Source organism: Entomomonas sp. E2T0, from assembly GCF_025985425.1.
GTDB lineage: Bacteria > Pseudomonadota > Gammaproteobacteria > Pseudomonadales > Pseudomonadaceae > Entomomonas.
Genome location: NZ_CP094972.1, coordinates 1,354,676 through 1,367,993, shown reverse-complemented (window position 1 = coordinate 1,367,993; position 13,318 = coordinate 1,354,676). Strand labels below are relative to the sequence as shown.

Genomic DNA, 13,318 nt, shown 5'->3' with positions numbered 1-13,318 from the left:
CCAAGTAAACTATTCACACTTGCTGTAGTATAATCACATAACCTCTATATTACCTTAATAAAAACTATACAAAATATATTTTAATTAATTTATTGAAGATATTTTGTATAACAAATAGACCTACATAGCATTTCATCGGTATAATCTACAGCCATGTTTTTTAGAAATGGTCGTTTTAAAAAAAACAATGGATATTTTCTCGTTTTCTATTGTCAGTATAAAACGTAGTTTATTTATAAAACATCTACACAAACAAAAATTAACTATTTGCTTAGCCAGCAAGATAGTAGCTTATTAATTTACTAATAAATAAGAGTGTGACGAGCATATGAAAACGTATGACGTGCTAATCATTGGTGGTGGTGTTTCTGGTACAGCGCTGCTATATCAACTAAGCCGCTTTACAGACCTTCAAGCTATTGGTCTTTTAGAAAAGTACCCCCAAGTAGCAGCAGTTAACTCGAAAAGTTGTAACAATAGCCAAACCATTCACCAAGGCGACATAGAAACCAATTACACATTAGAAAAAGCACGTGTTACTAAACGCACTGCTTGTATGATTGTAAACTATGCCACTAAATTGCCTGCTGAAGAACGTGATAACATCATTTCAAAATACCCTAAAATGGTGTTAGGTGTAGGAAAGACAGAATGTGATTCTTTACGTGAAAGGTTTAAGACTTTTAAAGAGCTGTACCCAAATCTGAAAGAGCTAGGGCGTGAGGGAATAGCCGAAATAGAACCCAAAATTGTAGAGGGTAGACCTGAATCAGAAGAAATTTATGCACTTGGTGCTACTGATGAATATACCGCTTGTAACTACCATACCCTCTCTGAATCCTTTATTAAAAACGCCAAAAAATTCTCTGAGACTAAAAACCAAACCTGTGATGTCATGCTAGCTACGCCTGTCACTAAAATTGAAAAAGTTGGTGACATTTTCCAAGTACATACTGAAAATGCTGGTGTAATGGAAGCAAAATATATAGTAGTCGCCGCAGGTGGACACTCCTTATTATTTGCTCACCAAATGGGTTATGGTAAAGACTTTGCCTGTTTACCAATGGCTGGTTCTTACTATTTCACACCGCAACTGCTACAAGGTAAAGTATATACTGTACAAAACCCTAATTTACCATTTGCGGCAGTACATGGCGACCCTGATGTTTCAGTGCCTGGCAAAACTCGCTTTGGACCTACTGCATTAGTATTACCTGTTTTAGAACGTCATAACCTCAAAACCTTCTTAGATTTCTGGAAAGTATTTAGTTTAAGCAGTGGTGTTATGAAAGCACTGTGGAAACTACTTAAAGTTTCCGATATACGTCGTTATATCTTCCGTAACTTTATGTATGAAGTGCCTTTTTTACGTGAACGCTTATTCTTAAAAGAAATTAAGAAAATCATTCCTACATTAGAAGTTAAAGATATTACATTTGCCCGCGGCTTTGGTGGTATTCGTCCCCAAGTGATCGACAAAAAACAACAAAAACTAATGATGGGTGAAGCAAAAATTAATCCAGGTACAGGTATTGTATTTAATATGACGCCTTCACCTGGTGGTACTTCATGCCTTGGTAATGCTGAAAAAGACATGTATCTAATTGCAAACTTCTTGAACTGCAATATTGATAAACAAGCTTTTGAAGAAGAATTATTAAGTGGTGAAGTAGAACTAAGAGAAATAGATCGCCCTAGTGAAAACTCACTGGCTGAAGTTTAATCATATTTCCCCAAAAAAACCGCCTAATTGGCGGTTTTTTTATGTTTATATTCTGCATATATAGCGCTAACATGTTAAGATAATTGGCTAGTTCGAAAGATTCTAGAATGGAATGATCCCATGCCTATTGGAAAATACCTATTACCCCTTATATTATTAGTTGTTATAACTGGCTGTGCAGATCGCCCTCCTCAAAATCTTGATAATATCTGCAGTATTTATAAAGAAAAACGTCATTGGTACAAGGCTTCTTTAAATACTGAGCGTAGATGGGGCGTTCCACCACAAGTTCCTATGGCTTTTATGCACCAAGAATCAAAATTTGATGGTTCTGCTCTCCCACCACGTAAATATATTTTATGGATTATTCCTTGGGGGCGTGTATCTACCGCTTATGGTTTTGCCCAAGCACAAACAATGACATGGAATGACTATATAAAGGACACTGGTAACTCTGGCGCTAAACGTAATAATTTTGCCGATAGCATGGACTTTATTGGCTGGTATATGGATAAAACACAAAAAGTTAATGGTGTTTCTAAATGGGATGCCTATAACCAATACTTAAATTATCACGAAGGTTGGGGGGGTTATAAGCGTAAGACCTATAACAGCAAATCGTGGTTACTAGGTGTAGCACAAAAAGTAAAAACTCGCTCTAGCAACTATGGCGCACAATACAGTTCTTGCAAGGAAGAACTCATGAAACCACAAGGTTTTTGGGAATGGATACTGGGTGTATGAGTTTAATCAACCATACGCAAAGCCATAAAACCTGCAAAGCCACAAAAAGCCACCACTAATGCCATATTCATAGCACCATGGAAATGCAATAAACCTACTACAAAACTGGCAATAAAACCTAAACCAAATTGAGCAGCTACCGCTAATGCAGAAGCTGCACCTGCTTGCTTAGGATATAAAGACATTAAACAGGCAATACAATTAGCACCAACTGTTCCTGTTACAGAGACAAAACAAAATATAAATAACATTATTGACCACATGCCACCCCACTCAAAATAGGCAACTACCAATAAAAAAGCACCTGCTAAACAAGCTATTGTAGTTCCTATTCGTAAAATAGGACGAGGCCCATACTGCTTAACAAAATGACTAGCAGTAAACGTAACAATCATAATCCCTATAATATTTAAACCAAAAATCCAGCCAAAATACTGGTCTGGCACACCAAAATACTTAATAAAAACGAATGAAGAACCTGTAATATAAGCAAACATACCAGCAAAAGTCATTCCCATACATAGGATATAACCTAACGCATTTTTATTTAAAAGAATATGCCAATAGGCACTAAAAGCCTTAGCAATACTCCCTCCTCGCCGTTCTACTGGATGCGTTTCTTTAATACATAACACTGAAATAAAACATACTAAGCCAAATAAAAATAAAACTAAAAATAATGAGCGCCAACCAAACCATAACATTAAATAGCCACCTATTAAGGGTGCTATTAAAGGCGCGATCATCGTAACAACATGCATAATTGATAAGGTATGCGCTGCTTTATCTAATGGTAATAAGTCTCGTACTATTGCCCTTGCTAATACCGAAGCAGCGCCACCGCCAATAGCTTGAATAATCCGAAATAAAACTAATTGGTCTGCTGAGGCAGCCATAAAGCAAGCTAAACTGCTTAATAAATATAGGAAAATACCAATAATTAAAATAGTTTTACGACCGTACCGATCAGATAAAGGGCCATAAAACAACATACCAATACAAAAGCCTACTAAAAAGCCACTAATACTCCACTGTACTTTTGCTTGAGAGGCACCTAAGTTTTCTGCAATAGTCGGCAAACTAGGCAAATACATATCGATTGATAATGGCCCAAAAGCTACCAATGCTGCTAATAAAACTAAGAAAGGAACAGATATCCCACGTTCTAATTTAATTGAAGAAGACACTTTAAACTCCTTATTTTTATATAAATAGCAAGTGCTCTTATTTCCATCATTATTTTAATTTACCATTCTATCAGAAAAAATTAATTCAATGCGCAAGATCAATAATATTTCACATTAGATTACAAAAACTGGCTGTTTTTTATGAAAAGTACCATTTTTTCAAGGAAAAAAACATTCTTTTTAAAATTAACTCAAGGCATTATAAATAGGCAATCAAATAAAAATAAAATTGGAGTTAACAAATAATGAAAAAACCAGAAGATTATCGCGCAGATACTAAACGTCCTTTTACGGGTGCAGAATTCTTAGAAAGCTTAAGAGATGGCCGTGAAATTTATATCTATGGTGATAAGGTTGAAGATATAACCACCCATCCCGCATTTCGTAACGCTGCTGCCTCTGTAGCAAAACTATACGATGCTTTACATGATCCAGAAACAAAAGATGAATTATGCTGGGAAACAGATACAGGCAATGGCGGTTATACTCATAAATTCTTCCGTTATGCTCGTAGTCCAGAAGAGTTACGTGAACAACGTGATGCTATTGCCGCTTGGGCAAGAATGTCTTATGGTTGGATGGGTCGTACTGCTGACTATAAAGCAGCCTTTGGTGATGTATTAGGTGCAAACCCTGAGTTTTATGGTAAATTTGAACAAAATGCAAGAGATTGGTACAAGCGTATTCAAGAAAGTTGCTTATATTTAAACCATGCTATTGTTAACCCTCCTATTGATCGTAATAAACCTGTTGACCAAGTAAAAGATGTATTTGTTTCTGTTAAAAAAGAAACAGCAGAAGGTATCTATGTAAGTGGTGCAAAAGTAGTTGCAACTAACTCTGCATTAACTCACTACAACTTTATTGGACAAGGTTCTGCACAGCTATTAGGTGATAATACTGATTTCGCTCTAATGTTCTTAACACCAATGAATGCTAAAGGTGTTAAATTAATCTGCCGCCCTTCTTATGAATTAATGGCAGGTATGACAGGTTCTCCTTTCGATTACCCATTATCTAGTCGTTTTGATGAAAACGATGCAATCTTGATCTTAGATAATGTATTTATTCCATGGGAAAATGTATTTATCTACCGTGACTTTGATCTTTGTAAACGTTGGTTTGGTGAAGGTGGTTTCGGTCGCCTATTCTTAATGCAAGCAACTGTGCGTTTAGCGGTTAAATTAGACTTTTTAACAGGTGCTCTAGTTAAGGCTCTAGAATGTACGGGAGCATTAGACTTCCGTGGGGTATCAGCCCAAGTAGGTGAAGTAGTAGCATGGCGTAATATGTATTGGGCATTAACCGATGCTATGTGGTCAACGGCAGCTCCTTGGAAAAATGGTGCTTACCTACCAGGTAACGAACCAATGCATGTCTATCGTAATCTTACTTCAACAGCTTACCCAGCCATTAAGAAAATTGTTGAACAAACCGTTGCCAGTGGTCTTATTTACTTACCTTCAGGTGCGCGTGATCTTAAAAACCCTGAATTAGATAAATATTTAAGTGTTTACTGCCGTGGTTCTGCTGATATCGGCCACCAAGACCGTATTAAAATCTTAAAACTATTATGGGATGCTATTGGTAGTGAATTTGCAGGTCGCCATGAACTTTATGAGATCAACTATGCAGGTAACCAAGATGAAGTACGCTTACAGTGTTTAGCTCATGCACGTGCTTCTGGCTCAATGCAAAAAATGTTAGATCTTGTTGATAAATGTCTATCTGATTATGATCTTGATGGTTGGAAAGTTCCTCATCTGCATAATCCAGATGACTTCAATATGTTGGATAAAATCCGCCAATAGATAAGCGTTATAACAAAAACAAGCTAAGTAGTGATATACTACTTAGCTTAGAAAGGCGAAAAATAAAAAATGACTATGATAGAACTAACCCCTACTCAAAAAGCGTTTCGTAATTCAATGGCCTCTATGGCGGCAGCTGTTAATGTGATTACTACCAACGGTAAATCTGGGCGATGCGGTATTACAGCAACAGCAGTATGCTCTATTACAGATACACCACCAACAATCCTAGTGTGTATTAACCGTAATAGTGAAATGAATGCTGTCTTTAAAGAAAATGGTCACCTTTGTGTTAATGTATTATCAGCCAATCATCTTGAAGTAGCTCAACACTTTGCAGGCATGACGGGCGTTGAAATGTGTAACCGTTTTGATTTACATGATTGGCAAGAAGGGCTTCATACCCTACCTGTGTTAAATGATGCATTAGCTAGCCTACAAGGCCGTATTTCACAAATGTCTGAAGTGGGCACACATACACTATTCTTTGTGGAATTAGACGGTATTAATGTAAGAAATGATGGTGATGGCTTAACTTACTTTAACCGAGCATTCCATACTATTCCTAGAAATTAACTGATTTTTCAATTCATTGATACTAAAAAAGGTCTTTTTCTGAAGACCTTTTCATCCACCATCATTAACGCATAAAATATTGACGGTATGTCTGATTTGCCATAGTTTTACGATAGTCTTTAGGAGTTGTCCCAGATTGTCTTGTAAAAAACCGACTGAAATAAGCAGGATCCTGAAAACCCAGTAAATAGCCAATTTCCATAATGCTTTGCTCAGTGAATAATAATGAATACTTTGCTTCTTGCATCAATCGATCATGGATAAGCTGCTTAGGTGAAATATTACCAATTTGGCGGCATATCTCATTTAATTTAGCTTCTGTAATATTCATCATATTAGCATAAGCATTTAATAGCCAATGCGCTTTATAATGCTCCTCTACAAGCTCTGTAAACTGACGAAATATATGAGTAGATTCAAACTGTATTGAGTCTACAGCTGACAAATGACTTTGGTCAGCTAAACGAAATATGCTAATAAAAATTAACTTCACTAATCCCTGCAATGCTGCTGCTTGACCTATATAGTTTGCAGAACTAGCCTCTTTACGCAATCGATCTAGCAAATAATCTAAATGGTAAGCCTCCCCCATTAACTCTTGAGGCAATTTATTGATAGCCACACAAGCAGGTGTTACTTTAAAATTATTTTTTAATTCTGGAATTTCATCCAATATTGACCAAATGACTTGTTGTCGTACAGTTAATACATGCCCATCACTACCATCTTCTGTAACAAAAGAGTGGGGCACAACAGGCGGTGTAAGAAAAAATAATGGCGCTTCACCATGGTATTGATGCTCATCTAAAAATAAATGAATAACACCACTTTTAACATAATGAACTTGAAAGAAACGATCATGACGATGAGTACGCATGGTACGTCCAAAAAAGTCAGCCAAATTACCTAATACTTCATAATGGATATCAGCATCTTTATAACGCTGATCATAAGCTTGCCCTATATTAATATTAGGAATATCTTCTTTGTTCATAACCGCTGTCTGCAAATAACTAAACGATGATTATAAACTTAATCTAATTTACTTAAACTATCAACTAACACTGGACAATGTGCTTTTTTCACAACCTTTATAGTAATAGAAGGATCAAAGAAACGATTTAACTTTGATAAATGTCGATGTCCCATAAGAATAAGATCACAATTTATTTTTTTAGCGTATTTAATAATAACATCTGCAGTATCACCACCAACAATAATACCTTTTGCATCGATATCACCAGTAACTTTTAGATAACATAAAGCATCTTGCATTACTTGCTCACGACTCGTTGCAATATCTGCTTCTGTAAGATTTTCCATGTACTTAATATCTTTTAGCTTACCTGAAAAATTATTATCAACATAAATTACTTCTATATTTGTGTTCAGAACGCAAATACGCTTCGCTAAATCAAGCAAACGTGTTGTATATTCCCAACCATCAATGGCAATAAGCACGGATGAAAACATAAAACTTCCTTATCAATTTTTAAAAAATTACTTTTGAGAATAATAAACTTTTTTATAACATATTTTTTATATATTAGACAACACTATGAACTATAACAACATGATATTTCATATAAAAGTCATATTTAACAACTGCTATTAATAACAGCTAGTTATTTTTTATAACTTTCATTGACTATGAAAGTTGGCATATTATAAATAAATTTATTTAAAGCTAACTAACTATTCTTTAAAATAAACAACGAATTTGTTATTTTGTTTATAAGCCTTCTTTACTATAAAAATAAACTATTACTTTAATTGTAGCCTTTAATTATGATATTTTCACTAGAAAATTATTTTCAACAGCAAGCGCAACAACAACATTATATAATTGATGCTGTACAACAACAGGCTATTAAGCAATTATCTCATTTAAGTAGTTTACTCTGTTCAGGTAAAAAAATTAGCACACCCCCCAGTTACTATCTTTATGGACCTGTTGGCAGGGGCAAAAGTTGGTTACTCAATATCTTCTTTGAAGGTATTCCTATCGCAGAGAAAAAACGTTTTCATTTTCATAGTTTTTTTAGACAACTTCATCAAAAAATTTTCCAACACTCAACTCACAAAGACTCCCTTAATCAAGCATTAGATGAGTTATTGGAACATTGTAGATTGCTATGCTTTGATGAGTTTCATGTGCATGACATTGGTGATGCCATGCTAATTAGTAGGCTATTTAAAGCCTTATTTGAACGCAAAATAGCAGTGATTACTACCTCTAACTATTCGCCACGCGATCTATTACCCAATCCGCTATACCATGAGCGCTTTCTACCTGCTATAAAACTCATTGAAAAACATATGACGATTATTAATATTGCAGGTGAAACGGATTACCGTACATTACCCCAAGCAAAAAAACAGGGCTTTACTGCTGGCTACTATATTACCCCTGCATCAATTGAACAAAGACAACAATTATCTTTACCTCTATACAATGAACAGACTATATCTATACAAGTAGGTAATCGAGAGCTTTTTCCAGTCCATTATTCTGATAACTCTATTTTATTTAACTTTGAAGATATTTGTGAGTGCAATACAGCCAGTATGGATTATCTTATTCTATCTGAAACATTTGATACGTGGATAATAGATAACGTTCCTTTACTCAATAAAACGAGCATAGGCGCACAACAACGCTTTATTAATCTCATTGATATTTTATACGATCAAAATAAGTGCCTTTATCTCTTGGCATACCACCCACTAGAACAAACTTTAGCTAATGCAGCTATTGGTGATATGGTAAGAACACACAGTAGACTTAATCAACTTCAAAAGTGCTGATAGCCCTTTATCATAAAAGATAGTAGCTCTCCATTATTATCAATTACCTTAACACCTTGTCCTTGTCCTACTTTACCAATTACTTGTAAACTGGGGTACTGGCTTTGCAACTCTGCTATATAAGTACTTGGAATAGTAAAGGCTAATTGATAATCATCACCACCCGTTAAAGCTAATTGCTGGCATTGTTGTAAGGGATAATTGGCCTGTAAATTTGTACTTAAGCATAGCTTATCTAACTCAATAACCAATGCTACTTGAGAAGCCTTAGCAATATGCCCACAATCAGCTAACAACCCATCAGAAATATCTAAACAAGCAGTTGCTTTATCTCTCAACGCCATAGCAATTTCTAATTGAGGAATAGGAGACCAATATTGTTTTAAGAGGGGAGATGAATCATAAGGTTTATTTTCTAACACCATAGGCAAAGCCCCTGCAGCCTCACCTAAGTAATCTGTAATACATAACAGATCACCGACTTGTGCACCATCTCTGCGTAATGCTTTACCATCAGGAACTTCACCCAGCACTGTAATAGTTATTGCTAGTGGGCCTTTGGTAGTATCACCACCTATTAACTGTATAGCACACTCTTTAGCTTTTACAGATAAACCCTCTGCAAACGCTTGTAGCCAACTTTCATCAACCTTTGGTAAGGTTAAAGCTAAAGTAAAACCAATAGGTTTTGCTCCCATTGCAGCAAGATCGCTTACTGTAACAGCTAAAGCACGTTGCGCTATAAAGAAGGGATCACCATTTAATGGGAAATGCACATCAGAGACTAAGGTATCTGTAGAAATAGCTATTTCAGTTTGAGGGTTAGGTTTTAATAAAGCACAATCATCACCAATCCCTAAAGAAATAACATCGGTTAACGTAGCACAGGGAGCATTTTTGAAATAGTGTTGAATTAATTCAAACTCCCCCATGTGATATTTAACCTATTTTTTAGAACGAGTTTCGGCTTGGCGTAATTTAGGTGCTAAACGATCTAAAATACCATTAACAAACTTATGGCCATCTGTGGCACCAAAAGTTTTGGCTAACTCAACACCTTCGTTAATAACAACCCGATAAGGAACATCGATACGTTCTAATAATTCAAAGGTGGAAAGTCTAAGAATCGCTAGCTCGACAGGGTCTAACTCTTGAATGGGGCGATCTAATAAAGGTGTAAAAGCCTCATCAATCTCAGTTACTCGTGAGGGAACACCATGTAAAATCGCTTTAAAATAATCAGTATCTACTTTAGAAAAATCATTATCTACATAAAACTGGGCTTCAATTTCATTGATTACTTGCCCTGCCATATGCCATTGATAGAGCGCTTGCATGGCAAAACTACGCGCTCTACAACGTGCCGCAATTTTGCCACGTAATGGTTTATCTGCATTGGGTTTATCAGAACTACTCACTTCGCCTCCAACTGTCCCAATAGATTAACCATTTCTAAAGCTGATAAAGCCGCTTCTGAACCTTTATTACCTGCTTTAGTACCTGCTCTTTCAATTGCTTGTTCAATGGTATCTACAGTTAATACACCAAAAGAAACAGGCACATCATACTGTAATGAAACTTGGGCTAAGCCTTTAGTACACTCACCAGCTACATACTCAAAATGCGGCGTACCACCACGGATTACTGCACCTAAAGCAACAATAGCAGCAAACTCTTGACGTTGTGCTATTTTTTGACAAACTAAAGGAATTTCAAAAGCTCCTGGTGCACGGATAATAGTAATATCTTTTTCTTTTACACCATGGCGAGTTAAAGTATCCACTGCACCTTCTACTAAACTTTCAACTACAAAGCTATTAAAACGGCCTACAACAAGGGCAAAACGGCCTTTAGGTGTAGCAAATGTACCTTCAAGGGTATGTAATGTCATAATGAAATCCCATCATTTATAAAGAGCATATATTTAACTAAATTATTATAGCTAAATATTACTAAAAATACTTACATTATCTGCCAATTAAACAGGCGGAATATACTCTACCACTTCCAAACCAAAGCCTGATAACGCGTTAAAACGAGCAGGCGTACTCAATAAACGCATTTTACGCACACCTAAATCACGTAAAATTTGTGAACCACCACCTACTACACTATAGGTAGTTTGAGGATTTGCTGTAGCAGGTTCTAATTTTTCCTGTAGATTATCTAACAATGAGTGTCCATCTAAAGAGTTACCTAATAACAATACAATACCAGTCCCCTCTTCAACCACACGTTGCATAGCGCCACGCAGACTCCAACGCCCTGTCTGTGATACTTGTAATAAATCACGCAATGGATCCAGATTATGAACACGTACTAAAACAGGTTCTGACTCTTTAACTTCCCCATGAACTAAAGCTAAATGAATATAACCATCTACCTCATCACGATAAGAAATTAATTTAAAATCACCCACTTCAGTTACTAATGGTTGCTCTAGAACACGTTTAACTGTACGTTCATGAGTTAATCGATAGTGGATAAGATCTGCTATAGTACCAATCTTAATATTATGCTCTTCAGCAAACTTCTCTAATTCTGAACGACGTGCCATCGTGCCATCATCATTCATTACTTCACAAATAACTGCTGATTCATTAAAACCAGCCATTCGTGCTAAATCCGTAGCAGCTTCAGTATGCCCTGCTCTAGCTAAGACGCCACCAGGTTGAGAAATTAATGGAAAAATATGACCTGGACTTACAATATCCTCTGCTCTGGCATCTTCTGCACAAGCTGCTTGCACTGTTCTCGCTCTGTCTGCCGCAGAAATACCTGTAGTAACACCTGTTGCTGCTTCTATAGATATTGTGAATTTAGTACCAAATCCTGAACCATTACGTTGTACCATTAAGTTCAGACCTAAACGCTCACAACGGTCTTTACTCATTGGCATACAAATTAAGCCACGAGCATGCTTTGCCATAAAATTAATATGTTCTGCTTCAACACATTGAGCAGCGATAATTAAATCACCTTCATTCTCGCGCCCTTCATCATCCATTAAAATAACCATCTTACCTTGACGAATATCTTCTACTAATTCTTCTATTGTATTTAACGCCATTTCGTCTCCCATTTATTTTAATAAACTACTTACTACATACTCGCTTTACTTTAAACCAATAAAAAACCTCGTCAAAGACGAGGTTTCTATTTTAACGCTAGTTAACGCATTAGTAATTACTTTTTAGCAGATTCTTTACTGTCAGCTGTTTTTTTAGCGGTATCAGCTTTGTCATCTGGCTTTTTAATGTCTAATAGTTCAACATCAAAAATCAATACTGAATTAGGTGGAATTACTGGTGGAACACCATTTGCACCATAAGCTAATTCACTAGGAATATATAACTTAACTTTCTCACCTACTTGCATTAACTGTAATGCCTCAACCCAACCAGGAATTACAGTATTAACAGCAAACTCAACAGGCTCACCACGTTGAATGGAGCTATCAAATACCTTACCATCAACTAATTTACCTTCATAGTTTACCTTAACAATGTCTTTCTCACCTGGCTTAGCACCAGTACCTTTTTGTACTACTTCATACTGTAAACCTGACTTAGTAGTTATAACACCATCACGTTTAGCATTTCCTTCTAATAACGTTTTACCTTTTTCTTCATAGGCTTTTGATTCTTCAGCTGCAATCTTCTGAACCTCTGCTTCAAGCACAGTCATTGCTGTTTGCATTTGCTCTTTAGTTAATTTTGAATCTTTATCTGCTAAAGCATCATTCAAACCAGCTAAAATCTCATTAGTATCAAATGTTTTGATACGTGTTACTGATAAGTTTTTGCCAAATTGATAACCAATAGAATAAGAAACATCTTTCATCTCGTTAGATGATTGTGAACTTCCAGTTGACGCTGAAGAACCAACCCCAGCAGGCGCAGGTTTATCTGCCACTTTAGAAGTATCTGACTTTGAGTCACAAGCCGCTAATGAAAAAGCAAGTGTAGCTACCACAACAGCTAAATAATTTTTCTTCATACTATATCCTTTACAACCCCACCTAGGTTTAACTAAAAATCAAGATAATAAAAATTTATTAACTTATATACACATTAAACAATAATTGATTCTGCTTACAGAAAATAGTTCCAAAGTAAGCATTCTAAAATACACACCATAATAAATAATAAAGTAACTTTATTAAACTAGGAAATAAAACAAAATATTTCTTTTTATATATAGACTACTTAAAAACCGCTATTATGCCTATTACACAAAGCTCCCACAAAAACCAAAAAAAATAATTTAATTATTTATAAAATAACTATTGTCTTTTGTAAAAAATCCCCTATAATACCTCGCCCATACGGTAACTAACTTATTAAGTTACTTAGTATCTAGCATTAAGATTTAATGCCCGGGTGGTGAAATTGGTAGACACAAGGGACTTAAAATCCCTCGGGTGAATAACCCGTGCCGGTTCGACTCCGGCCCCGGGCACCATATAC

13 protein-coding genes and 1 tRNA gene are annotated in these 13,318 nt (G+C 35.9%); 6 read left to right on the top strand and 8 right to left on the bottom strand.

What is annotated here, in order from left to right; genetic code table 11:
- Positions 1-328 precede the first annotated feature (328 nt).
- Positions 329-1,723, top strand: a complete 1,395-nt coding sequence (locus tag MTZ49_RS06590; RefSeq protein ID WP_264747551.1) for an FAD-dependent oxidoreductase — start codon at positions 329-331, stop codon at positions 1,721-1,723.
- A 126-nt stretch (positions 1,724-1,849) separates the two neighbouring features.
- Positions 1,850-2,467, top strand: a complete 618-nt coding sequence (locus tag MTZ49_RS06585; protein ID WP_264747847.1) for a hypothetical protein — start codon at positions 1,850-1,852, stop codon at positions 2,465-2,467.
- A 2-nt stretch (positions 2,468-2,469) separates the two neighbouring features.
- Here the strand turns inward: MTZ49_RS06585 and MTZ49_RS06580 are convergent, their stop codons facing one another.
- Positions 2,470-3,654, bottom strand: a complete 1,185-nt coding sequence (locus MTZ49_RS06580; RefSeq protein WP_264747550.1) for a Bcr/CflA family multidrug efflux MFS transporter — start codon at positions 3,652-3,654, stop codon at positions 2,470-2,472.
- 245 nt (positions 3,655-3,899) lie between these two features.
- Between MTZ49_RS06580 and hpaB the strand changes: the two genes are divergently transcribed.
- Positions 3,900-5,465, top strand: coding sequence for a 4-hydroxyphenylacetate 3-monooxygenase, oxygenase component (gene hpaB / locus MTZ49_RS06575; RefSeq protein WP_264747549.1), 1,566 nt, complete (start codon positions 3,900-3,902; stop codon positions 5,463-5,465).
- Positions 5,466-5,540: 75 nt separating this feature from the next.
- Positions 5,541-6,041 (top strand): 4-hydroxyphenylacetate 3-monooxygenase, reductase component, encoded by a 501-nt coding sequence (gene hpaC / locus MTZ49_RS06570; RefSeq protein ID WP_264747846.1) that lies wholly within the window; start codon positions 5,541-5,543, stop codon positions 6,039-6,041.
- A gap of 64 nt (positions 6,042-6,105) precedes the next feature.
- On the opposite strand, the gene hpaA is transcribed toward hpaC, so the two are convergent.
- A complete protein-coding gene (gene hpaA, locus MTZ49_RS06565) occupies positions 6,106-7,035 on the bottom strand; it encodes a 4-hydroxyphenylacetate catabolism regulatory protein HpaA (RefSeq protein ID WP_264747548.1) in 930 nt (309 codons plus the stop codon).
- A 38-nt stretch (positions 7,036-7,073) separates the two neighbouring features.
- Positions 7,074-7,514, bottom strand: coding sequence for a universal stress protein (locus MTZ49_RS06560; RefSeq protein WP_264747547.1), 441 nt, complete (start codon positions 7,512-7,514; stop codon positions 7,074-7,076).
- A 315-nt stretch (positions 7,515-7,829) separates the two neighbouring features.
- Here MTZ49_RS06560 and zapE point away from each other — a divergent pair, with 315 nt between their 5' ends.
- Positions 7,830-8,849, top strand: a complete 1,020-nt coding sequence (gene zapE / locus MTZ49_RS06555; protein WP_264747546.1) for a cell division protein ZapE — start codon at positions 7,830-7,832, stop codon at positions 8,847-8,849.
- Here the strand turns inward: zapE and thiL are convergent.
- From thiL to MTZ49_RS06530, 5 genes are all read right to left on the bottom strand, one after another.
- Positions 8,837-9,781 carry a thiamine-phosphate kinase gene (thiL, locus tag MTZ49_RS06550; protein ID WP_264747545.1) on the bottom strand — a complete coding sequence of 315 codons (945 nt, stop codon included), beginning with the start codon at positions 9,779-9,781 and terminating at the stop codon, positions 8,837-8,839. The two genes, zapE and thiL, sit on opposite strands and share 13 nt — an antisense overlap.
- Before the next feature lie 12 nt (positions 9,782-9,793).
- On the bottom strand, positions 9,794-10,267 hold the full coding sequence (nusB, locus tag MTZ49_RS06545; protein ID WP_264747544.1) for a transcription antitermination factor NusB: 474 nt from the start codon (positions 10,265-10,267) through the stop codon (positions 9,794-9,796).
- A complete protein-coding gene (ribE, locus tag MTZ49_RS06540; RefSeq protein ID WP_264747543.1) occupies positions 10,264-10,740 on the bottom strand; it encodes a 6,7-dimethyl-8-ribityllumazine synthase in 477 nt (158 codons plus the stop codon). The genes nusB and ribE overlap by 4 nt, the downstream gene beginning before the upstream one ends.
- Before the next feature lie 87 nt (positions 10,741-10,827).
- Positions 10,828-11,919 carry a bifunctional 3,4-dihydroxy-2-butanone-4-phosphate synthase/GTP cyclohydrolase II gene (gene ribBA, locus MTZ49_RS06535; protein WP_264747542.1) on the bottom strand — a complete coding sequence of 364 codons (1,092 nt, stop codon included), beginning with the start codon at positions 11,917-11,919 and terminating at the stop codon, positions 10,828-10,830.
- 116 nt (positions 11,920-12,035) lie between these two features.
- Positions 12,036-12,848 (bottom strand): FKBP-type peptidyl-prolyl cis-trans isomerase, encoded by an 813-nt coding sequence (locus tag MTZ49_RS06530; RefSeq protein WP_264747541.1) that lies wholly within the window; start codon positions 12,846-12,848, stop codon positions 12,036-12,038.
- 377 nt (positions 12,849-13,225) lie between these two features.
- Here MTZ49_RS06530 and MTZ49_RS06525 point away from each other — a divergent pair.
- Positions 13,226-13,313 (top strand) — tRNA-Leu (locus MTZ49_RS06525).
- Positions 13,314-13,318: the final 5 nt, after the last annotated feature.